General features: G+C 62.3%; 21 protein-coding genes. 8 read left to right on the top strand and 13 right to left on the bottom strand.

What is annotated here, in order from left to right:
* From Q0X18_RS01665 to Q0X18_RS01640, 6 genes are all read left to right on the top strand, one after another.
* Nucleotides 1-456 (top strand): MOSC domain-containing protein, encoded by a 456-nt coding sequence (locus tag Q0X18_RS01665; RefSeq protein WP_297557692.1) that lies wholly within the window; start codon nt 1-3, stop codon nt 454-456.
* Nucleotides 457-465: 9 nt separating this feature from the next.
* Complete coding sequence (locus Q0X18_RS01660) at nt 466-1,362, top strand: delta(1)-pyrroline-2-carboxylate reductase family protein (RefSeq protein ID WP_297557689.1); 897 nt, start codon at nt 466-468, stop codon at nt 1,360-1,362.
* Nucleotides 1,363-1,372: 10 nt separating this feature from the next.
* On the top strand, nt 1,373-1,684 hold the full coding sequence (cutA, locus tag Q0X18_RS01655; RefSeq protein ID WP_297557686.1) for a divalent-cation tolerance protein CutA: 312 nt from the start codon (nt 1,373-1,375) through the stop codon (nt 1,682-1,684).
* A gap of 16 nt (nt 1,685-1,700) precedes the next feature.
* Nucleotides 1,701-2,609, top strand: coding sequence for a magnesium transporter CorA family protein (locus Q0X18_RS01650; RefSeq protein ID WP_297557683.1), 909 nt, complete (start codon nt 1,701-1,703; stop codon nt 2,607-2,609).
* A gap of 163 nt (nt 2,610-2,772) precedes the next feature.
* Entirely contained in the window at nt 2,773-3,381 is a 609-nt protein-coding gene (locus Q0X18_RS01645) for a helix-turn-helix domain-containing protein (RefSeq protein WP_297557680.1), read from the top strand.
* A gap of 236 nt (nt 3,382-3,617) precedes the next feature.
* Nucleotides 3,618-4,529 (top strand): DUF4032 domain-containing protein, encoded by a 912-nt coding sequence (locus Q0X18_RS01640; RefSeq protein ID WP_297557678.1) that lies wholly within the window; start codon nt 3,618-3,620, stop codon nt 4,527-4,529.
* Here the strand turns inward: Q0X18_RS01640 and Q0X18_RS01635 are convergent.
* The 11 genes from Q0X18_RS01635 to Q0X18_RS01585 form a co-directional block, all read right to left on the bottom strand.
* Nucleotides 4,468-5,127 carry a VOC family protein gene (locus Q0X18_RS01635; protein ID WP_297557676.1) on the bottom strand — a complete coding sequence of 220 codons (660 nt, stop codon included), beginning with the start codon at nt 5,125-5,127 and terminating at the stop codon, nt 4,468-4,470. The genes Q0X18_RS01640 and Q0X18_RS01635 overlap by 62 nt on opposite strands.
* Entirely contained in the window at nt 5,124-5,996 is an 873-nt protein-coding gene (locus Q0X18_RS01630) for a 3-hydroxybutyryl-CoA dehydrogenase (protein ID WP_297557672.1), read from the bottom strand. The genes Q0X18_RS01635 and Q0X18_RS01630 overlap by 4 nt, the downstream gene beginning before the upstream one ends.
* Nucleotides 5,997-6,023: 27 nt before the next feature.
* Entirely contained in the window at nt 6,024-7,067 is a 1,044-nt protein-coding gene (locus tag Q0X18_RS01625; protein ID WP_297557669.1) for an SIS domain-containing protein, read from the bottom strand.
* Entirely contained in the window at nt 7,064-8,161 is a 1,098-nt protein-coding gene (nagA, locus tag Q0X18_RS01620; RefSeq protein WP_297557666.1) for an N-acetylglucosamine-6-phosphate deacetylase, read from the bottom strand. The genes Q0X18_RS01625 and nagA overlap by 4 nt, the downstream gene beginning before the upstream one ends.
* Nucleotides 8,162-11,416 (bottom strand): glycoside hydrolase family 38 C-terminal domain-containing protein, encoded by a 3,255-nt coding sequence (locus Q0X18_RS01615; RefSeq protein WP_297557664.1) that lies wholly within the window; start codon nt 11,414-11,416, stop codon nt 8,162-8,164.
* A complete protein-coding gene (locus Q0X18_RS01610) occupies nt 11,416-12,969 on the bottom strand; it encodes a DUF4127 family protein (RefSeq protein WP_297557661.1) in 1,554 nt (517 codons plus the stop codon). The genes Q0X18_RS01615 and Q0X18_RS01610 overlap by 1 nt, the downstream gene beginning before the upstream one ends.
* A 126-nt stretch (nt 12,970-13,095) precedes the next feature.
* The gene (locus Q0X18_RS01605; protein WP_297557658.1) at nt 13,096-13,977 is read right to left on the bottom strand and encodes a carbohydrate ABC transporter permease; all 882 of its coding nucleotides are present in this window, start codon (nt 13,975-13,977) and stop codon (nt 13,096-13,098) included.
* Nucleotides 13,974-14,888 (bottom strand): carbohydrate ABC transporter permease, encoded by a 915-nt coding sequence (locus Q0X18_RS01600; protein WP_297557655.1) that lies wholly within the window; start codon nt 14,886-14,888, stop codon nt 13,974-13,976. Before Q0X18_RS01600 ends, Q0X18_RS01605 begins: the two co-directional genes overlap by 4 nt.
* A gap of 79 nt (nt 14,889-14,967) precedes the next feature.
* Nucleotides 14,968-16,212 carry a sugar ABC transporter substrate-binding protein gene (locus Q0X18_RS01595; protein ID WP_297557651.1) on the bottom strand — a complete coding sequence of 415 codons (1,245 nt, stop codon included), beginning with the start codon at nt 16,210-16,212 and terminating at the stop codon, nt 14,968-14,970.
* A 130-nt stretch (nt 16,213-16,342) separates the two neighbouring features.
* Entirely contained in the window at nt 16,343-17,182 is an 840-nt protein-coding gene (locus tag Q0X18_RS01590) for a MurR/RpiR family transcriptional regulator (protein WP_297557648.1), read from the bottom strand.
* A gap of 75 nt (nt 17,183-17,257) precedes the next feature.
* Nucleotides 17,258-17,944, bottom strand: coding sequence for an N-acetylmannosamine-6-phosphate 2-epimerase (locus Q0X18_RS01585; RefSeq protein ID WP_297557643.1), 687 nt, complete (start codon nt 17,942-17,944; stop codon nt 17,258-17,260).
* Nucleotides 17,945-18,125: 181 nt separating this feature from the next.
* Here Q0X18_RS01585 and nagZ point away from each other — a divergent pair, with 181 nt between their 5' ends.
* Nucleotides 18,126-19,661 carry a beta-N-acetylhexosaminidase gene (gene nagZ / locus Q0X18_RS01580; RefSeq protein WP_297557641.1) on the top strand — a complete coding sequence of 512 codons (1,536 nt, stop codon included), beginning with the start codon at nt 18,126-18,128 and terminating at the stop codon, nt 19,659-19,661.
* A gap of 2 nt (nt 19,662-19,663) precedes the next feature.
* The gene (locus tag Q0X18_RS01575) at nt 19,664-20,626 is read left to right on the top strand and encodes a quinone oxidoreductase (protein ID WP_297557638.1); all 963 of its coding nucleotides are present in this window, start codon (nt 19,664-19,666) and stop codon (nt 20,624-20,626) included.
* Here Q0X18_RS01575 and Q0X18_RS01570 read toward each other — a convergent pair.
* Complete coding sequence (locus Q0X18_RS01570; protein ID WP_297557635.1) at nt 20,623-22,047, bottom strand: TRAP transporter large permease subunit; 1,425 nt, start codon at nt 22,045-22,047, stop codon at nt 20,623-20,625. The two genes, Q0X18_RS01575 and Q0X18_RS01570, sit on opposite strands and share 4 nt — an antisense overlap.
* On the bottom strand, nt 22,048-22,605 hold the full coding sequence (locus tag Q0X18_RS01565; protein ID WP_297557633.1) for a TRAP transporter small permease subunit: 558 nt from the start codon (nt 22,603-22,605) through the stop codon (nt 22,048-22,050).
* Nucleotides 22,606-22,711 lie beyond the last annotated feature (106 nt).

The raw sequence follows: 22,711 nt of genomic DNA, 5'->3' as shown, positions 1-22,711 counted from the left end.
ATGCCGCAACTGCTCTCCCTCCACGCTGGGCTCGCCCCCAGCCTGCCCAAACCGGCCTTATTGCAGGTTCGTCTGGTCGAGGGCCAGGGGGTGGAGGGCGACCGGCATTTTGGCAAGCACCCCGACCGGGCGGTGCTGGTAGCGGGGCAGACCAGCTACGCTAGAGCGCGCCAGGCCGGCATCGAGCTGCCCTGGGGCGCTCTGGGCGAGAACCTGCTGATAGATTTCGACCCCCATACGCTGGGCCCGCACAGTCGGTTGAAGATTGGAACGGCGGTGCTCGAGCTCACCACCGTCTGTACGGTTTGCAACACCCTATCGGCCTTCGACCTGCGCTTACCCAAGGTGCTCTACAGCGCCCGAGGTGTCTACGCCAGAGTCCTGCAGGGCGGGCTGGTGCGGGTGGGCGACCCGGTGGAGGTGCTCACCCCAGATTCCCTGCTCCGCATGGGGTAGGCTGGGGTCATGCGCATTCTCACAGCCGAAGAAACCGCCCAGGCCCTCCCCTACCCAGCCCTGGCCCAGGCCATCGCCGGGGTGCTCGAGGCCCGCGCCCAGGGAGCGGTTCAGGCCCCCGAGCGCCTGGTGGTGCCGCTGGCGGGTGGGGCTACCCTGCTGCTGATGCCGGCCACCGACCCCCAGATCACCGTAACCAAGCTGGTGACGGTGCACCCCCAAGAGCGCCCCAGCGTGCGGGCCGAGGTCTGGGTGATGCGCACCGATACCGGCCAACGCCTGGCCCTGCTGGACGGCGCAGTGGTAACGGCCCGGCGCACGGCGGCGGTCTCGCTGCTGGCCGCCCAGACCCTGGCCCCCCACCCCACCGGCACCCTGCTCGTCATCGGGGCAGGTGTGCAGGCCAGAAGCCATCTGGAGGCCTTCCAGGAGGGGCTGGGCACCGACAAGGTGTACGTGTACTCGCGCCACTTCGAGCACGCCGAAGCCCTGGCCTCCTATGCCCGTGGGCGCGGCCTGCTGGCCCAGGCCGTGCGCAGCCTCGAGCCCGTCCTCGAGGAGGTGCGTCTGATCGTAACTGCCACCACCAGCCCCACCCCGGTGCTGCGGCAGGCCCCCTCGAGCGCCTTTATTGCCGCCGTGGGAGCCTACCGCCCCGAGATGGCCGAGGTCGCCCCGGAGCTGGTGCGGCAGGCCCGGCTGTACGTGGATACCCTCGAGGGGGCCCGTTCGGAGGCGGGCGACCTGCTGCAAGCCGGGGTAGACTGGAACCTTGTGCAGCCGCTCGAGGCGGCCCTGCACCAGCCCCGACCGGCCTCGGGTATAGTGCTGTTCAAGAGCGTGGGCCACGCGCTTTGGGATCTGGCCGCAGCCCGCCTGGCGGTGCAAACGCTGGGCATCCGGTAATCTGGTAGGCATGTACCTCACGGTTTTTTGCACCGTCCCCGACCTCGAGACCGCCCGGCGCATCGCCCATACGGTAGTACACGAGGAACTGGCGGCCTGTGTCAATGTCTTACCGGGCCTCACCTCGGTCTACCGCTGGCAAGGCCAGGTGGAGGAAAGCAGCGAACTGCTGCTCATCATCAAAACCCGCCAGGAGCGCTACCCAGCCCTAGAAACCCGCATCAAAGCGCTGCATCCCTACCAGGTGCCCGAGATTATCGCTCACGAGATTGAGACGGGGTCGCAGAGCTACCTCGAGTGGATCGGCCAGAGCGTGGGCTAGCAACAAGCCATAAATCATGATTCGGGCCAAGCAACTCTCCAACGGGGCCACTTGCGGCCTGCTGGAAACCCAGGTCTGGGTGGATGTCGAAACCCCCACACCCGAGGAACTGGCACTCATTGGGAAGCAGTACCCCCTCAACCCCCTGGCCCTGGCCGATGCCCAGGAGATCGGACACTGGAGCCGCTTCGAGGAGTACCCCAAGCACCTTTTTCTGATCTTTCGTACCCTCGAGTCCCCCCATAACGCCCACAGCCGCACTGAGCGGGTCTCGTACTTTTACTTCCCCGAGACCCAGGTGCTGCTCACCTACCGCAACGAGCCGGTAGACTACCTCGAGCAAATCTGGAATAGCTTCCGGGGGGGTGCGTGCCTGCGACTGTGGCAACGCCTGCTCGATCAGGGCGTGCAAACCTTTTTCGAGTACACCGATGCCCTCACCGACCGGGTCGAAGACCTGGAAGAGCTGGCCCTGAATGGCGACAACACCCCCGAAATCCCCCGCCAGGTGTTTTCCGCCCGCCGCGAGGTGCTACGCACCCGCCGCCTGGTCTCGCAGGCCCGCGAGGCCTTGCTGCACCTCGAGCGCCTCCCCCTCCTGGGCGGCGAGGCTTATCTTTTCCGCGACCTCACCGACCGCATGGGCCGGGTCTACGAGGGGCTGGATGCAGCCCGAGACGAGCTATCCAACGTGCTGGAGGTGTACCTCTCGGCCCAGAACAACCGGCTCAACCGGGTGGTGCAGGCCCTTACGGTCATCTCGGTGCTGTTCCTGCCCATGACCCTCTGGGCCGGCATCTACGGCACCAATTTCGAAGCCTTTACCGAGTACCAGTGGCCCGCAGGGCGGGCGTATTTCTGGGGGGGGCTGCTGGCCATTGGGGGCGGGCTGGCCCTCTGGATGAAGCGCCGGGGCTGGTGGTGAAAGCCGCTCACATCCAACCTGCTATGTCCACGCGTATAGCTGGGTATCCAGTCCACATTACACATTTTTCCAAATGTGGCCTCACTCACTTCAAATAAATCAACATGAATGTTTACAAAATCACCAAGTCCTGCTATATTGCAATTCAAGGAGTGATGAAGCTATGCAAACCAGCATCCTGGACACCCTAACCTTCGATCCTGGCGAGATCATTCTCTACCCCGGAGAGCCCAGCCCCAAGGATCAGCTCTACCGGGTGCGGGAGGGTCTGGTACGGCTGCAAAGCGTAGACGACGAAGGCAACGCCCTAACCCTGCGGTTCGTGCGCCCTGGTGAGTATTTCGGCGAAGAGGTCATCTCGGGCGCCGAGCGCACCTACTTTGCCGAAGCCGTAACCGAAACCAAGGTAGACGCCCTGGCCCCTGGCCAGCTCTCGGCCCAAGAAATGGCCAGCCTGGTGCAGGGCCTGGTCAAAGCCCTGGCCCAGACCTACCAGACCATCCAGCGCATCTCCGGCCAGCGTCTCAAGAACCGTATCGCGGCCACCCTGCTCGACCTCTCCCGTACCCCCGTGGCCTACACCGAGAAAAACGGGCGGGTGGGGGTTCGGGCCACCCACGACGAGATTGCCTCGGCGGTGGGCTCGGTGCGCGAAACCGTAACCAAGGTAATCGGCGAGCTGACCCGCGAGGGCTACATCCGCTCTGGCTATGGCAAGCTGGTGCTGGAAAACCCCAGCGGCCTCGAGCGCCTTTCCAAAGAGGCCGCCTAGAACTGCTTAAACTGCTTACACACACCCGCTGCATATGGCAGGTGTGTGCTCATTTTTTGGCTATGGTCGGTCGGGGGTGCTTTGGGGCTGGGTTATACTCGAGCCGGGTTGTGGCGAAAACCTCAACCCAATTCCGCCACAGCAAAGCCTTACGCCAGATTTCAAGCCATTAGGAGAAGCCCCAGCCTGGCTGCACCAACACAGCGCAGATTCGAAAGCGTATCAAGGTGAGCCCCATGGATTCAGAACACCAAGCCCAGCTAGAGGCCGAGGCATTGTCGCGTCGTGTGTTAGTTCACGATATTCTACGCCGTCTGCGCGGCCAGCCCAACGATCTGCTGCCCTACAGCGCGGTTTCTTCCAGCCTGCGCCCCAGGGGCGAGTCTTACAAAGGGCTACAGACTATCGAGGTAGATAAAATCATTGGTTCGGTCGATCGTTATGGCGACTTCGACGCCGAGTTCATGCCCAAAGAACCCTTTACCCTGGATCGCTGGGCCAAGCTCCGGCAGGCACAGCTCGAGGGGGTGGAGTTTCCCCCTATTCACGTTTACAAGGTTGGCGATGCCTACTTTGTAAAAGACGGCAACCACCGCACGGCTTTAGCCAAAGCCCAAGGCCAGCATTACATAGATGCCTACGTCATCGAGCTCGACGTTCCGGTAGACCTCGAGCCTCACGACACCATCAAGGATGTGATTCTGAAAGGGGAGTACGCCGAGTTCTTAGAGAAGACCCGGCTGCCCCAGCTGCGCCCCAACCACGAACCCATCCTGTTCAGCCGGCCTGGCCGCTACGACGTGCTGCTCGATCACATCCGCACCCATCAGTATTTCATGGGCCTCGAGCAGAAGCGCTCGATTAGCTGGGAAGAGGCGGTTGTCGACTGGTACGACAACCTCTACCTACCCACCATTCTGGAGATTCGCGAGAACGGCGTGCTGAAAAACTTCCCGGGCCGTACCGAGGCCGACCTGTACCTGTGGATCTCCGACCACCGCTACTTTTTGTCCCAGGCCATCGGGCACGATGTGGGCCCCGAAGAGGCGGCCCTTTCGGTGCAGCGCAGCGTCCAGAAAGGCCCCATCAGCCGATTTCTGGACTGGCTGGGCCGGTTTTTTGTCCGGCAGAGCCCCCAGCCTGGCTAAAGAGCACCTTGCGTCCGGCGGGGGTCTGGACGAGGGCCCAGAGCCCCGGATGTAAAGATACTTCTAACGAATACTCGAGGCCCAGTTGTTGCAGCACCGGGGCTACGGCCTCGGGCTGGGGGTGCTGTAGCTTCCAGGCCAGCAGGCGGCAGCCTGCGTCCGGCAGGGTATCGGTAGGGTGGTGGGAACCCCACTGAATCAGGTAGGGCACCACCCCGCCCCAGTGCAGGCGCCCATCCTCGGGGAGGGTGATGTGCCACTCGAGGTCGCCCCGGCTGGCTTTGGTCACCGGGCCCAGCCCCAGCGCAGCGTAGCGCTCGAGGCCCTCGGTGCGGGCCACCCAGGTCAGAAGGCGCGGCGGCCCCGCGAAGCGATCCAGTTCGAACCAGCGCGGGCGGCCCGGCGCGGGCGCCTGGGGGTCAATGGCGATGATCTCCAGATACACGCCGCCCCCCAGGTTCAACAAGCGGTTGTGCGTGCCCATCAAGGGGTGCCGGCCCCCCGCCGATGGAAGCAGCACCTCCAGGGTGTCCTGAACGTACTCCACCCCCTCTTGCAGGGTCCGGGCGGCCAGCACCAGGTGATCCAGCCGGGTCATCCGATCTTGTTGCCCTTTTCGTCGTAGCGGTAAAAACCCCGCCCGCTCTTGCGGCCCAAAAGCCCAGCCTGCACCATCTTGCGCAGCAGGGGCGAGGGCCGGTATTTGTCATCGCCCAGCCCCCGGTGCAGAACTTCCATGATGGAGAGACAGGTGTCCAGGCCGATGAAGTCGGCCAGGGTGAGGGGGCCCATGGGGTGGTTCATGCCCAGCTTCATCACCTGGTCGATGGCCTCGGGCGTAGCCACCCCCTCCATCACGCACTGGATGGCCTCGTTGAGCATGGGCAGCAGGATGCGGTTGGAGACGAAACCGGGGTAGTCGTTGACCTCCACCGGGGTCTTGCCCATGCGGCGGGCCGCTTCCAGCACGGCCTGGGTGGTGGCCTCGTCGGTGAGGTAGCCCCGGATTACCTCTACCAGTTCCATCAGGGGCACCGGGTTCATAAAGTGCATCCCGATAAAGCGCTCCGGTCGGCGGGTGGCCGAGGCCAGGCGGGTGATGGGAATCGAGGAGGTGTTGGAGGCCAGGATGGCCGCGGGCTGGACGAGGGCGTCGAGCTCGCGGAAAAGCTCGAGCTTGGTGGGCTCGTGCTCCACGATGGCCTCGATCACCAGGTCGCAGTCTTTGAGGTCGGCCAGGTGGGTGGTGGTCACAATGCGGCTCAGGGCCGCGTCGTGGGCCTGCTGATCGAGCCTGCCTTTTTCCAGCAGCTTGCCGATGGAACGCTTAATGCTGCTAAGGCCGCGCTCGAGGAAGGTCTGCTCGAGGTCGCGCAGCACCACCTGATAACCTGCCTGGGCCGCCACCTGGGCAATGCCCGCCCCCATCTGCCCTGCACCGATCACACCAATCTTGCGAATTTCCATAGCTGTATCCTATCAATCCGAAGCACCTCAGCGCGTGCGGGTCACCTTGGACAGATTGCGCGGGGCATCGGGGTCGAAGCCCCGGGCCACCGAGAGTTCGGCGGCGAAGGGGTAGAAGGCCTGGGCCAGCAGAATGGAGTCCAGCACCGGGTGGAGCCTGCCGGGGAGCGGCAAGGGGGTATGGGCCAGCTCCAGCACCTCGCTTTCGGAGGAGGCCACCAGCAGGTGTCCGCCTTTACCGCGCAGGTTTTCCAGCAAGCTCAGCATGCCGGGCAGGGGTTTGTCTTTGGGAGCCAGTACCAGCAGGGGGAAGTCGGGCTCTACCAGCGCAACCGGGCCGTGCAAGAGCTCGGCGCCCGACATGGCCTCGGCGTGAAAGGCGCTGGTCTCTTTGAGTTTGAGGGCCAGCTCGTTGGCCACCGCAAAAGCATAACCGCGTCCCACCACCAGGCCGTTTTCCGCTTCCACCAGCGGCTCCAGCCCCGCCTGCCAGTTGGCGTGTGCGGCTTTGTACAGGGCTTCCGGCAACACCGCCAGGGCTTCTTTAAGGGTTTTGTCTTCGGCCCAGGCGGCGACCAACTGGGCCAGCGAGGCCAGGGTGGCCAGGTAGCTTTTGGTGGCCGCCACCGCTTCCTCGAGGCCTGCCCAGAGCGGCAGCACCACCTCGGCAGTCTGGGCCAGGGGCGAGTTTTCCTTGTTTACAAAGGCCAGGGTCAGGGCCCCGTCGCGCCGGGCCTGGCGGGTGACCTCGATCAGGTCGGGGCTTTCCCCGGATTGGGAAACTGCGATCACCAGAGCTTTGTTCACCGACAGGTGGCGACCGTATACGGTGTGGATGGAAGGTATGGCCGAGGAGCAGACCAGACCCAGCAGGCTTTCGATCAGGTACTTGCCATAAAGTGCCGCATGGTCGGAGCTACCTCGAGCCACCGTCAGCGCGAAGGGCGGGGTATGGCGGCGCAAGAAGGTGCCCAGTAGCTCCATCTCGCTCTTGTTTTCTCGCAAGGCCTGCTCCACCACCGCAGGGGCTTGATGGGCCTCTTTGAACATCTTGGTTTCGACCGCTTTCATCCAGAGACCTCCACTTTCTGGCCTCGCACATACACCTCCACAAGCTGTAACTGCTCGTCGAGCACTACCAGGTCGGCGGGCCGGCCTATTTCCAGCCCATGCGGGATTCCCAGGTATTGGGCGGCAAAGCTCGAGGTTATCTGCATCACCTCAGGCACGGTATAGCCCCAGCAGCGCAGATTATACGCAGCCCTGTCCATGGTAAGAGCGCTCCCAGCCAGGGTGCCATCGGCCAGGAAAACCCCCTGGCTTTTCTTGTAGACGCGGTGCCGCCCCAACCGGTACTCCCCCTCGGGCCGTCCTGCGGCAGCCACCGCATCGGTTACAGCATAGGTCTGGGGGATGGCTCGGGCCAGCGCACGGATGGCCGCCGGGTGCACGTGCAGTCCGTCCGGGATAACCTCGGCCCAGCGGGCGCGCTCGAGGCCCAGCCCCACCACCCCTGGCTCGCGGTGGCGCAGGGGGGTCATGGCGTTGTAGAAATGGGTAAAACCCTGGGCCCCGGCCTCAAAACCTGCTAGCGACTGGGCGTAGGTGGCCGCTGTGTGGCCTTGCTGCACCCGCACCCCCTGCTCGGTCAGGAAGCGGATTAGCTCGAGCGCCCCCGGCCGTTCGGGGGCCAGCGTCACCACTCGAATTGGGGCCAGGGAAAGCAGGTAGCGCATGATTGCGATGCTGGGCTCGAGGGTGTAGGGCGGCTGGGCCCCCAGCCTTTCCGGGCTGATAAACGGCCCCTCCAGGTGCACCCCCAGCACCCGCGCCTCGCCGGGGCCGGGGTTGTGCACCACTGCAGCGATGCCCCTTAGGGCGGCCTCGAGCTCCTCCAGCGGCGCCGTGACGGTGGTAGCGAGCAGGGCAGTGGTGCCATGCTGGGCGTGGAAACGGGCCATCTGTCGCACGGCCTGCTCCCCATCCATGCAGTCGGCCCCACCCCCCCCATGCACGTGCAGGTCTATAAAACCCGGAAGAATGTAGCGTTCTGGGCAGTCCTGGGCGGCATCCAGTGGCTCCAGAGCCTCGACCTGCTCCGAGAACACAATACGGCCCGAATAGGACAGCTTGGGGGTTATCAGTGTACCTGCGAGCACTGTCATCTACAGCTCCAGTTTCAGGGTAATCACCTGATAGGGGGCATAGGAAAGGGTCAGGTGACCGTTCCGCAGGGAAAGGGTTTTTTCCGTTTCTTCCAGCAGGTTCACCCGGCTGGCACTGCGAATGCCCAGGGCCGTAAGGTCGAGCTCCACCTCACCCCGTCCACCATGCGCCTCGTAGAGCCGCAAAATGTAGCCAAAGCCCTCCTCGGCCCGCTTGAACGCGGCTATGCGCAGGCTCGAGGGCGACAGGCGCAAAAACTGGCGACTGGAAGGCTGGCCTCCGGCATGCACCGGCAGGGCCAGCGACAACAAGGGGGCCAGGAAGTCTTCGGCCTGGGCCACCGTTCCGCTGCGCCAGTCCCCTGGGTGCGGATAGAGCGCATAGCTGAAATGGTGCTCGCCCACATCGGCCAGCGGATCGGGCCAGATGGCCCCCCGCAGGAGCGACAGACCCAGCACGTTCCCTCGGGCGCTGTAGCCGTGTTTGAAGCCGCCCAGCAGGCTCACCCCATACCCGGCCTCGCTCAGATCGGCCCAGCGCAGGGCCGGAACCTCGAAACGGGCTGCATCCCAACCGGTGTTGGTGTGGGTAGGTCGCGGCACGGCACCAAAAGCGGTGTCGAACCAGGCTTCATGGCTTCGCACGTTTACTGGAAACAAAGCCCTGAGCAGGGTGCGGCGCTCCTGCCAGTGGACGGTGGTCTCGATCTCCAGGCGACGCGAACCGCCCCACAGCCAGTAGGTCTGCTCGAGGCGCGACGCGCCTATTTTGCGCTCCACCCAGATACCGGCCCGCATGGGGCCTCCCTCAATCAGCTTGACCTGGGTGGCGGGGATTTCGCGGCCCTCCCGGACATACGAAGCGTCCAGATCCCAGGCTTCCCAGTAGCGCGGCACATCGGTATAAACCCAGATCTGATTGCCGCGTCCGGCCAGCACCTCGCGCCGGTGGTCTTTGTCGTAGAGGCGGCTTATGGTGCCATCCGGGGCCACCTCCAGCCGCAGATGTTGGTTTTCCAGCACCCGCTCGAGGCCCTTGACCCGCACCGCAGGAGTTCGGCGGGCGTCTAGATGACCTACCACCGCCAAAGCCAGGTAGCCCAGGGCCGGCACGGTCTCCTCGGCAGCGATCAGGATATAGGGGCCTGACTCCTGGTAGGGTACCTCGTTGCCGGTGCTGGTGAGCAAGCGGAAGAACTGCTCGGTGGGGCGAAGGAGCTTGAACCGCAAGGGGCGCGGCGAGGTGCTCAGGTTCCACACCACCAGATGCGCCACCGCCTCGGGGTGCACCTTGCGCACCTCCGCCGAAAGCAGCCCCAGGGCCTCCTGCCGCACTTCCTCGGCCTGAATCAGGGCCACCCGCAGGCTTTCGGCCGCCTCCTTTGGCACGCTGTGAATGCTGGAGCCCGGCAGGATGTCGTGGAACTGGTGCAGCAACAAGACCTTCCAGAGACCCTCGAGGTCGCGCGCCGGATAGCTGGGTTCATCCAGGGTCAGGCGGGGGTCTATTTTCTTGAGGGAAGCCAGCGTCCAGGCCATCTCCGCCTCCAGCAGGGTTTGCTCGAGGCGCTGGTTGAGCGCTTTGAGGGCGGCCTGGGTGGTGTAGGTGGCCCGGTGCAGCTCGAGGTAGAGTTCCCCACTCCAGGTTGGCAGCGGCCAGGGCCCCATAAAGCCCTCGCCATTTTCTTCCCCCTTCTCCCCTGCCCCCTGTCCGTTGCGAGTACCCTGAGCTTCACCAAGCCCGGCCCCCCTGCGCTCCACGCCCCGGTAAAACCCATCTATCCGCCCAATCTCCACGCTGGGCAGGCCGGGGAATTCGCGGTAACGGGCGTAGCGCTCCATCATCTCGGCGCTGGGGCCGCCACCGCCATCGCCATAGCCAAAGGTAAGCAGCGAGGTATCGTGGTAGCGCTTGCCCTTGAAGTTCTTCCAGGTGCCCGCCAGATCGAGGGCTTCCAGCCGCCCGTTATAGCCCTCGTTGGGGTTCCAGAAGCCGTGGGCCAGCACCCTCGAGCCGTCCAGGCCCTCCCACTCCCAGAGGTCGTGGGGAAAGGGGTTGGTCTCGTTCCAGTTGAGCTTGGTGGTGAAAAAGTAAGGGAGGCCCGCCTGCTTCAAAAGCTGGGGCAGGTTGGCGGCAAAACCGAAGGTGTCGGGCAACCAGGCCACCTGGGCCCGGATGCCGAACTTCTGCTGAAAGTAGCGCTGTCCATAGAGCAACTGCCGCACCCAGGACTCCCCCGAAAGCAGCTGGCCATCGGGCTCCACCCACATGCCACCCACCAGCTCCCAGCGCCCCTCCTGCACCCGTGCCCTCACCTGTTCAAACAACGCCGGGGCGTCCTGCTCGAGCCAGGCATAAGCCTGGGCGCTGGACTGGTTGAAATGGAGCTCGGGATAACGCTCCATCAGGTGCAGCACCGTAGCAAAGGTACGGCGGATCTTGCGCCGGGTCTCGGCGATGGGCCACAGCCAGGCCAGGTCTATGTGGGCATGCCCGGAGAGCAAGAGCTTGCCGGAGGCTGGGTAGCGTTGGCGGAGGTGCGCCAGGGCTTGCCGGAAGAAGTCTCGAGCGGCCTCGAGGCTTTTTCGGTGCCCCTCTTGCAAGGGAAGGCCCGGCCCCTCGAAGCGCCACTCCTCCCACAGCTTGGCGGTTTCCTGAGCCCAGGCCGAACGCTCGAGCTGGTTCAGGTAGGCCTGTGCCGGGCTGCGCGGCAGCTCGATACGGGAAAAGGTTTCGCTCAGCACGTCCAGCAGGTGTTGGGCCAGGTCGGGGGCAAGGTATGGCACCGCCTCCAGCGCGCAGGCCAGGTCGGTGCATAAAGCCCGCACCTGGAGGTCGGGCACCAGTAAGGTGGCCTGCTCGAGCCGGGGTTCTTGCACTGGACTACCAAACACCCCTTTGGGCACCGCCTCGACCTCGAGGCGTATCTTTTCGTCTCCCTGTGCAGGTTCCAGCAAAGGGTACTCGGCGTGGTAAGGGTTAAGCCCCCCCAGGGGCCTGTCGTTAGCGAGCAACAAACCCTCCCCCCCCGGTTTGATGCGAATCCAGACAGGTTTCCCAGCCCAGGGTGGGGGTACGGTGACCTCAAAAAAGAAGCGTACCGGAAAGCTACGATCAGGCCATAGGTCACCGGGCTGGATGGAGACCCGGGGGCCACCCGCAGCCTGAAACTCCCCTCTAATGGGCTGGGCTTCCAGGTTCTGCCAGGCCAATAACTCCTTCCAGCGAACCCACAAACGCTGCAAATCCTGCATTACCCATCCTCCCGTACCAGGCGCAACGGAAACACTCCGGTAAACAAACGCGGCCAGGCCAGCCTGGGGCGGTTCCACTCCAGCTTTACCCCCGGCAGACTGGGAGCGAAAAACTGCTGCCAAAGCCCATAGGCCAAAGGGGTAAGACGCTGATCAATGGCGAGCTCGGCCCCCCACTTAAGGTCGCCCAGGTCGAAGGGGCTGGGCGGCTTACCGATTTCCTCGGTTAGTTTGTCGTGTACCTCTGGGCGCACCCGGCTCTGATAAAGCCAGTCGTCCACCAACCGGGAAAAATTGGCCTCGGCCAGCGAGACCGGGTCGTCGCCATACAAAGCGCAAATTCCTGTTGCGAGGGCGCTACCCAGGCTATTGCCAGCGGTATTCCAGGCTGCAAAACCGGCCAGCCCCGGAAGGTTCACCGACTGCAACAACAATTGCACGAAGCGGTTCTCGGCCCCGTTGGCATAGGCCACATCGGCCACCGCCACCATCCGGCCGGCGGCCTGGTCGGCCACCAGACGGTCTACAAAGTCGGGCAGGTGGCGGGCTGCAGTATCCACCGTCTCAAAGTCGGGCTGGTGGTGGGCTTGCCGGATGGCAGGTGCGTTCACGGCCAGAACCAGGTCGGCCTCCTCTACTGTCTGCACCATCAAGCCTCCCGCAGCCCGCACATGGGCCCTGACCAGTTCCCCCAGCGGGCGATCTTCATACAGCATCTCCGCCTGCTCCGCCAGCACCGAAGGGTAACGCACCAAGACCCTGGTTCTGCGCCCGGAGTGGTTGACCAGGGCCCTTGCCAGCAAGGTGCAGGCTACCTCGTCGGCCCCAGGGTAGATATCGGCCTCGCTCCACAGGCCCAGTTCGTCCAGGCGGGCCTCGAGCCGCCTTCGATCCCGGGCCGCCAGGCCATAGGGGGTGGTGTCGTCCAGGGTGAGGCACAGATGCTCGAGGATGCCCTCGTTGAGCAGGTCAATTGCCGCCATATGCAGGGCATGGTTGCGCTCGCGGGTCTCGAGCCAGTCCTGCAAAACCTCTTTGGGCAGGTGCAAGCGAGCCCGATCCAGCTCCATCGGCGCATCGCCCAGCGCTTGCCCAGCGGCCTGCTGCCGCTCCAGGCGATCCATCCACTCCGAAACCTTGCGCAACGCCGCCCCCCATTCGCCGTAGTAGGGCTTTTCCTCCAAGGGGTCGTTGTCGTGGGCCACCCGAACCACCACACCATGGGCCAGGATGCGCAGACCGGGGTGCTTGTGCTTGATCTCCCGCAGAACCTCGAGGCGCTGCAATGTCGCTTCCAGGCTATCCGAGACCCGTCGGGCCGGAATCATACCCCCCAAACAGAGGGTTTCCAGGCTTACGATGGCCACATCGGCCACAGGCGCCTCCCGCCGCAACCACTCCGCAAGGGCCGCGGTATTTCCCGGTTCGTTCATCCGGTTCAAAATTTCCAGTGCAGGCGAGCGCATCTCCAGCCCCGCTACCCGCGCCAGTTGGTGGGGCAGCTCGAGGGTTACGGGTCTGGTATCGGCTGGCAGCAGTAGAACTCGCTTCATACGTCGGATGGCAACCTGTTTCTCAATCTACCCGAACCACTGAGCAGCCTGGCGTTCATCTGGCCCTTCGGCAGATGTCCCGTACCTCCTAAGCGCTATCCGGTTGGGTTCGTGCGCCTGACCTATTCAGCCCTTTACGGCCCCTTCCATGCCCCGCATGAAGAAGCGCTGGGCCATGAAAAACACCACCAGTACCGGAATCATCATAATCATGGCCCCTGCGGCCACGTTGAACACGTCGTAGTTGAACTGACCCTTGAGCTTGAGAATCGCTACCGACATGGGCAATAGGTCGTCGTTGGTCAGGAGGGCCACCGAGGGCCAGAAAAAGGCATTCCAGGTGCCCACCAGGGTAAAGATGCCCAAGGCGGTCAGCGAGGGCACCGAAAGGGGAATCATCACCCGCCACAGGATTTGTAGCTCGGTAGCGCCATCTATGCGGGCCGCTTCCATCAGGGTGCCGGGAATGGCCAGGTAAGCCTGGCGCATCAGAAAGATGCCAAAGGCTGTTGCGATGATGGGCAGCACCACCCCTGCATACGTGCCCAAAAGTCCCAGATCGCGCAGCGTCAGCACATTGACGATAAAGGCAATCTCGGTCGGCAAGACCAGGGTCGAAACAATGGCACCAAAAATCAGGGCTCGGCCCGGAAACTGCAAGCGGGCCAGCGGATAGGCTGCCAGGGCCGAGACCACCAGGGTTCCAACCACCGTCAGTGCGGTGATGATGACCGAGTTGAGGAAATACTTGCCCAGGTTGAGTTTGGTGATGACCTCGAAAAAGTTACCCAGCGTGACGGCTGGAGGAAACAGGCTGCTGGGAAAGTCGTAGATGCTAATGCCACTGGCCTGTTTATCGGTAATCGAAATGGCCAGCGTCCACAAAAAAGGAAAGATGGCAAAGGCCAGTATCAGCAGCATGAGCGCGTAGCTCAAAGCGGTGCCGAGCCCCTTGCGCAGGGCGGCTCGAGCCCGCAAACGGGCCGCTTCCTGGGTCTGTGGGCTCATCGCTCGCTCCTTTCTTCACGGGTCAGGCGAAAGTTGACGTAGCTCAGGGCAAACCCTACCAGGGCAATCAGCAACCCGGCCGCCCCGGCCACCCCGAAGTTGGCGTTGAGCATATTGCCCCAACTCTTGTTGTAGACATAAAGCAAGGCGGTGTAGGTGCTGTTGAGCGGCCCACCGCTGCCTCCGGTGAAAACGATGATCTCCTCGAGCACCCGTATGGCCGCAATGGTCGAAAGCAGGCTGCACAAGAGCAGGGTGGGTCGCATCAGCGGCACGATAATCAGCCAGAAACGCTGCCAGGCCGAAGCACCGTCCAGGGTGGCGGCTTCCTCGAGCTCGGCAGGGATGCTCTGCAAACCCGCCAGGTAGAGCACCATGTAGTAACCAAAGCCCCGCCAGAAGGTAACCAGCATGATGGCCCACAGCGCGGTGTTTTCGTTGAGCAGCCAGTTAAAGCGGCCTTCGCTGTTCAACACGTTGAGCAGTTGCAAAGACCAGTTTAGAAAACCTTCTTTCTGAAAAATCCACTCCCACATCACCGCTGCCAGCGAGATGGAAGTGACCACCGGAATGTAGTAACCCACCCGAAAAAACGCCATAAAGGGCAGCTTCTGGTTGACCAGCACCGCTACCGCCAACGAAGCAATCTGGAGAATGGGCACCACCAGCAAGTATTTGAGCGAATTGAGGATACCTGTCTGAAACAGAGGGTCGGCCAACACAAACTGGATATTTTTGAGCCCCACCCACTTGGGCCCCTCGCCCGTAGCCAGGTCGGCCACGGTGTAGTCGGTAAAACCCAGATAGGAGCCATAAATAACCGGATAAAACGTAAATAACCCCATCAGCACCAAGGCCGGTGCCAAAAAAGCATAGGCGATGAGGGTGGTGGTGAAAGCCTGTTGTTTCATAAAGAACCCTTGGCCGATAGCTGATAGCCCATGGCCGGAGAATCCACAGGCTATCAGCTATCCGCTACTGGCTATCGGCTCACTTGGCGTTGGCGTTCCAAAAAGCTACCGCATCGTCCAGAGCCTGTTTGGCGGTCTTACGCCCCAGGAAGGCCGCCTCGATGTTGTCGTTGAAGTTCTTGTAGACATCGTCGGTGTTTTTGGGGGGCTTGAAGCCGGGGTTAATCAGGCGGCCCGAGGCGGAGTTCATGCCCTTGCCAATTTCCAGGGGGTCGTTGCTCTTGGCCTTCAGGCCAGGGTCGTTTTCCGAGCCCGCCGCAGTAGAAACGATAGGCACCACATTGGCAAACTTGACCTGGTTGGTGCGGTTGGTCACGAAGAGGGCGAAGCGAATGGCAGCGCTCTTGTTCTTCGATGCGCTGGGAATTACCAGGCTCATGGCGCCGCCAGTCTGAATCCCCGCTTTGCCCAAGGGCGCGGGCACGATGCGGGTCTTGGCGTAGAGGTCGGGGTTGGCCTCCTTGACCCGGTTGAGGGTAGTCGGTGCCCCCACCACAATGGCAGCCTTACCCTGGCTATAGAGCTCGTTGGAAAGCTGGAAGGCTTCCTTGCGCAAGAGCTCCTGGGGGATCACGTCGTTTTTCATGGCATCCACGTACTTTTGCAGCAGGGCTACGTGGGCCGGAGAGTTGAAAGCTGCTTTGCCGTCTTTGTCGTAGATCGGCAGCCCTTCCAGGAAGAAGCGGCCCAGAAAGCTGGCCCCGTTGGGGTCTTTGACCGGCGGCAGCCAGCCATAGGCCCCCGTGGCTTGCTTAATGCGGGCCGAGGCCGCCAGGAGATCGTCGGTATTGCGAATAGTACGCACGTCTACCCCGGCCTTTTGCAGCAGGTCGGGGTTGTACATCATCACGCCCTGGTCGAGCCAGCCGTACCAGGGCAGCCCGTAGACCTGACCCTCCATCACGAACATGTCCAGCACGTTGGGGTAGTAGAGCTGGTTGAGCACATTGCGGTTGACCAGTTGGGTGATGGGGGTAAGGATCTTGTTCTGAGCAGCAGCAAAGGTGGAGTCCTGCCAGAGGTTCACCACATCGGGGGCCCGGCCCAAAGCCACCGCTGCGGTCAGGTCGCGCTCCATGGTGTCCTGCTTGTCTACCCAGCGCACCTTGATGGTGGGGTTTTCCTTCTCGAAATCGGCAATGGTGCTTTTGATGTAGTTGTCGAAGTTCGGGCTCAGGTAGTAGGTCCAGAACTCGATCTGGGTCTGGGCAAATGCGCTCAAGCCCAGGGCCAACGCCGACGCTGCCAACAAACGCTTAACCATAGTTTATCCTCCTACGATTGCCAACGGGTATCAACCCGAAAAGCCGATGGGAAGCCTCGAGCATCCAACTAGCGCAGGGGGCCCAAAACCCCCGCGGCCAGTGAATCCTTGGCACTTGTTGCTGCGCATCTCAGTAGTTCCTATCCGCCACGGCTGCTGCCGTGCGGGCAATAAAGTCCGAAGCCTGTTTTCGGCCCAGGGCCACCAAGGTATAGAGCAGATCCAGTACCAGCAGTTGTCCCATTTTGGCCGTTACCGACCCGCCCGTCAGGGGGCTTTCAGACACCGATGTGACCAGCACCACATCGGCAAAACGGGCCACCGGGCTTTTGGTGCGCTGGGTGATGGCAATGGTCGCCGCCCCCGAACGCTTGGCAATCTCCATGGCTTTGACCGTGTCAATGGTAGTGCCCGAACGGGTGATGCCGATAGCCAGGGACTTTTTATCCAGGGTTGCAGCCGCCATGGCGGCCATATGGGGGTCGGGGTAGGCCTGGGTAGCGTAGCCCAGGCGCATAAACTTGTAGGCAAAGTCCTGCGCGGTTACCCCCGAGGCCCCCACGCCGTAGATATCAATGCGCTGGGCCTTCAGAATTAGGTTTACCGCCTTGGTTATCAGTTTCAAATCTACCAGGCGGCGGGTATCCTCGAGCGCCTGCTTGGCGTGATGCAGGACGTACTCGAGGGCCTCTTCGGGGGTTCGGGGGTTATCCTGCGGCCCCAGCCCCACCGGGCTGGCAGCCAGGTCAGAGGCCAGGGCCAGCTTGAACTCCTGGAACCCGCTAAAACCCAGGTCACGGCAGAAGCGAATCACGCTGGCTTCCGAAGAGCCCGAGCCATCGGCTACCTCCACCACCGTTTGGTAGAGCAGTTTTTCCGGATTCTCCTGCACGTAGTCGGCAATCTTGCGCAGTGCAGGGGTCATATGACCCCCGAGGCTTCGCAACGATGCCAGCGCCCCATTAGGCATGCGTGCATCCCCCCCGGACAAAGCTTAAGAGCAGTGTCTTACGCCCAGCACCAAACCACAAAACTGCGGCCCGGCTCATTTCGCCACCCTCCTCAGTGCGTTCACAAACCCTTGCGTCAGAAGCTCGATACGGGTTAGAGCGGTTCCCACCGTCACCGCAAAAGCCCCCGCCTCCAGGGCCGCCCTGGCCTGCTCCGGTGTCGCAATGCGGCCTTCGGCAATGACCCTCGCGCCTCGCTTGGAAAGCTCCTGCACCAGCTCCAAATCGGGGCCGGATAGCTGCGGTGAATACTCGGTATAGCCCGACATGGTCGAACCCACAAAATCGGCGCCCAGCCGATGGGCCTCGAGGCCCTCCTCCAGGGTCGAGATGTCGGCCATGGCCAGACACCCCAATGCATGAATGGCCTCGATCATCGTCCCCACCCCTACCGGGCGCGGGCGCAGGGTGGCGTCAAAAGCGATGATGTCGGCTCCCCGCTCGGCCAGGGCCCTGACATCGGATAGCTCAGGGGTGATGTATACCGGCGAGCCCGGCACCTCCCGCTTGACCAGACCAACGATCGGAACCGATGTAGCGGCGCGGGTGGCTTCTAAATCTGCCAGGCCCTCAATACGCAACCCCACAGCCCCCCCTGCCAAGGTAGCCTGGGCCAAGGCCGCAACCAACGGGGGGCGATCCAATGGCCCACCCCGCACCGGCTGGCACGAGGCAATCAAACCGTGACGAAGCTGCTCAAGAATTTGCGCTCTGTTTAGCAAGGGAACCTCTTTGAAGTTTTTTTCTATTGAAAATGCTAGTTTATGAAGTAGTATTTTGTCAAGACGCCGTAGGTTTCAGCCAGTCTGTGCCCCCGAAAACCCAGCAAAGAACAGTAAGCTAAGGACGCCCATCCCCTTACAAAACCCCTGAACTTCACGGCCATACAATGAAGAGGTGCTCATGGAAAGCCTGTATCTTGCCACCAGCCTGATGATGGTAGACATCCCCGGCCCCACCCTGGATGCGGCCACCCGCGCCCACCTCGAGCGTTACCGCTTTGGGGGAGTATGTTTGTTTCGCAAAAACATCCAGAACCCCGATCAGGTTCGCGAACTGGTCGCCGAGATTCGCTCGCTGCTGGGGCCCCAGGCCTGGATTGCCATTGACCAGGAGGGCGGGGCGGTGCAGCGGGTACTGGAGTCTGCCCTGGCCCCTTCCCCGATGGCCCTGGGCGCCGTGGGGGATGTCAAGACGGCCGAAGCGGTGGGGGCGGCGGTGGGGCGTACCCTCATCTCACTGGGCATCAACTGGAACTTTGCCCCCTCCGTGGACGTGAACACCAACCCCAAAAACCCGGTGATCGGCGACCGCAGCTTTGGCTCCGACCCCAAAAAAGTAGCCCGGCTGGCGCTGGCCTGGGCCCGGGGCCTTGAGCAGGCCGGGGTAATGGCCGCGGTCAAGCATTTCCCCGGACACGGCGACACCTTCCTGGACTCGCACCTCGAGCTGCCGGTGGTGGATAAAACGCTGGAAGAGCTCGAGCGCACCGAACTCTACCCCTTTCGCAAAGCCGTGGAAGCCCAGATCAGCTCGATTATGAGCGCCCATATCCGCTTTCCCGCCCTGGACAAACAGCACCCGGCCACCCTCTCTAAAAAAATCCTCACCGGGTTCTTGCGTAAAAAACTGGGCTTTCAGGGCATCATCGTCACCGATGCGCTGGACATGAAAGCCATCACCAAAAACTACTCCATCGGCGAGGCTGCCGTAAAAAGCTTGCAGGCCGGGGCCGATATGATTCTGTCGCTGGGCAAGCCCGAGGTGCATATCGCCCAGGCCACCGCCATCCAGCAAGCCCTTGAAAACGGCTCACTTTCCGAGGCGCAGGCCCGACAAAGCCAGCTGCGTTTGCTGGAGGCAGCCCAGCGCTTCCCCGGCCAGGCCCAGCCCTACCCCGCAGCCCAGCAGAAGCGCGACCAGACTCTCATGGAACAGGTGGCCCTGCGGAGCATTACCGCCTACCGCCGGCCGCTGCGCCCCCGGCGCTCGGATCGAATTTTGGTAGTCTCGGCGGGCAGCACCTTCGAGGCCGGCCCTTACGGCGAGACCCTCGCAGTCAAGGACTTTGCCGATCTGCTCGAGACCCGCTTCGCCAGGGTCAGTCAGTTTGTCTACGACCCCAAACAGGCCGATGCCTTCAAGAGCGGGCTGGAACAGGCCGCCGCCAAGGCCGACTACCTGTTGGTGGTCTCGGTCGGTCGCGGCAGCCTGAGCGAGGCGGAAACCCAGCTCCTCAAGCATGCTTTCACCCTGGGCAAACGGGCCGCGCACATCGCTTTGTGGAACCCCTACCACATCCTGAGCCTGCGCAAACCGGCCTTCGTGACCTATGGCTTCCGCGCCCCCACCCTGCGAGCCCTGGTCAAGGTGCTGGGCGGCGCGCGGGCCAGGGGTTCCTTGCCGTTCAAGTTGCGCCAAAATCGGGTTAGTCTATAGCTATGAAAGCCATTCGCGTACACCAACCCGGCGGCCTCGAGGCCCTGCAACTGGAAGAAATCCCTATCCCCACCCCCGGCGAAGGCCAGGCCCTGGTACGCCTTCAGGCCATTGGGGTCAATTTTATTGATATCTACAAGCGCGCTGGCCTGTACAGCGTCCCCACCCCCTTTACGGTGGGCGAGGAGGGGGCCGGTGTGGTCGAGGCAGTGGGGCCGGGGGTGGCTGGTGTGAAGCCCGGCGACCGGGTGGTCTACTCCAATGTGCAAGGCAGCTACGCCGAGTACGCCGTGGTGCCCGCCAACAAACTGGTGCAGATTCCGGATGGGCTCGAGGCCAAAATTGCCGTGGCCGGCATGCTACAGGGCATGACCGCCCACTACCTGGTTTACAGCACCTACCCTCTCAAGGCCGGTGAGACCTGCCTCGTGCACGCCGGGGCTGGTGGGGTGGGGCTCCTCTTAATTCAGATGGCCAAGCGAATTGGGGCCACCGTCATCACTACTGCTTCCTCGGAGGAAAAGCGGGCCCTGGCCAAGGAAGCCGGGGCCGATTACGCCCTGCCCTACGAAGGCTTCGACCAGAAAGTCCGCGAAATTACCGGTGGAAAAGGGGTGGATGTGGTCTACGACGGGGTGGGGCAGTCCACCTGGGAAGGCAGCCTGAACAGCCTGCGCATCCGGGGCATGCTGGTGCTGTACGGGCAGAGCAGCGGGCCGGTGCCCCCCTTCAACCCACAAATCCTCAACCAGAAAGGCGGCCTCTACCTGACCCGGCCCTCTCTGTGGCACTACACCCAGACCCGGCAGGAGCTGGAGTGGCGGGCCGGCGACGTGATGCGCTGGGCCCTGGAAGGCCAGCTCAAAATCCGAATCGGGGCCGAGTTCCCCCTGGCCCAGGCCGCCCAGGCCCATCGGGCGCTGCAAAGCCGCGAGACCACTGGCAAGGTGCTGCTGATACCCTAGCCCCCTGGTACCCCCCGCAGCGAGGGCAGCCAACTGCTCAGGCTGGGGAAGGCAATGACCATCACAAGCACAATAAGCTGGACGATAATGAAGGGAATCACCCCTTTGTAGATCTCGGTGGTCTTGACCTCCGGTGGGGCCACTCCGCGCAGGTAGAAGAGAGCAAAACCAAAGGGCGGAGTGAGGAAGCTGGTCTGCAGGTTCATGGCCAGCACGATGCCAAACCACAATAGCTTTTGCTGCACAAAGGCCTCGGTGGAAAGGTCGTAGTTACCGGCCATCTGCAAGGCCTCGGCCTGGGCCGTCCAGATTTCCGTAGCCGCTGGCAGAATTAGGGGCACAATAATAAAGCAGATTTCGAAAAAATCAATAAAGAAGCCCAGCACAAAGACCAGCACCATCACAAAGACGATAAACCCTATTTCTCCGCCGGGTAGCGCCACCAGAATGTCTTTCACCAGTTTGTCGCCCTCGAGGCCCCGGAAAATCAGGCTGAAGGCGGTAGCCCCAATCAGGATAAAGATCACCATGCTGGTGAAGCGCGCCGTCTCGGCCACGGCATCGCGAAACACTTTCCAGCTCAAGCGCCGGTAGGCAGCCGCCATCAGCAGCGCTGCAATAGAGCCCACCGCCCCGGCCTCCGTAGGGGTCGCGATGCCAAAGAAAATGCTGCCCAGTACAAACAAAATCAACAGCACCGGCGGCACCAGCGCTACCAGGGCCCGCCAGGCCAGCTCCCAGCCCCGGTACGGGCGGGCCTCCGGCGGCAGAGCCGGGGCCAGCTTAGGCCGAACCAGGGCCACCAGCGCCACCAGCAAGATCAGGCTGCCGGAGAGAATTAGCCCTGGTATCAAAGCACCCAAGAACAGGTCGCCCACGCTAACGCCCAGCTGGTCGCCCAGTACCACCAGCACAATGCTAGGGGGAATAATCTGGCCCAGGGTTCCCGAGGCGGCAATCACCCCCGTAGCCAGAGGTCTGCTGTAGCCGTACTTGAGCATCACCGGCAACGAGATAAGGCCCATCGCCACCACAGTAGCCGCCACCACCCCGGTTGTGGCCGCCAGCAAAGTACCCACCAGCACCACCGCAATAGCCACACCGCCCCGGATGGGGCCAAAAAGCTGCCCAACCGTGTCTAAAAGCTGCTCGGCCAGCTTGGATTTCTCCAGAATGAGTCCCAGAAAAATAAAGTACGGAATGGCCAGCAGGGTGTAGTTGGACATTATGCCAAAGATGCGCTGGGGCAGGCTGCCCACGAAGCGGATGTCGAACTCACCGATACCAATGCCAATGGCCCCAAAAATAAGCGCCACCCCACCCAGCGCAAAAGCCACCGGATAGCCCGTAAAAATCAGCACCAGGGCTGCAATAAACATTGCCCCGCCCAACAGCTCCACCCCACCGCCGGAAAGCACCATCTAGGCCACCTCCCCTTCAGCCTCGCTGGGTAGCTGGGGCAACACCCCACGCAAATAAGCCAGGTTCTTGACAAACTCCGAAAAGCCCTGCAAAGCGAGCAAGATAAAGGCTGGCAACATCATGAGCTTCAGGGGCCAGCGAGGCAGTCCACCGGCATCTAGGGAGGCTTCCCGCACCTGCACAGAGAACGCCACCAGCGGTAGGGAAACGTAGAAGAGAATCAAAGCAAAAGGCACCACAAACAAAATCGAACCCAGCATATTCACCCAGGCCCGACCCCGTGCGCCCAGGCGGGCATAGACCACATCCACCCGGATATGGCCGTTGTGCTTGAGCACGTAGCCCACCATCAACAAAAAAATCAGGGAGAAGAGATACCACTGCAGCTCGAAGTAGGTGTTGGAGGCCAGCCGGGTTCCAATGCTTTTATCGAGGCTACGTCCTATAGCGTTGTAAGCCCCAATAGCGATCATCGGCACTACCAGCCACAAGACCACACGCCCTACCCATTCGTTAAGGCTATCAATTAGCCTGGAAGCGAAGAGCAACGCCTTCAAACCCAACCTCCCTCAGGTAAAAGTACCCTTTCGTGCATTTTACTGACTCCTTTTTGGCCCTGCCCATCGTAACGAGCAGGTTGGGTTCCGTCAATCAATAATCAAT

The organism is Meiothermus sp. (genome assembly GCF_026004075.1).
Lineage (GTDB): Bacteria > Deinococcota > Deinococci > Deinococcales > Thermaceae > Meiothermus.
Note: the sequence above shows the minus strand (reverse complement) of the source record. Positions and strands in the feature narration are given on the sequence as shown.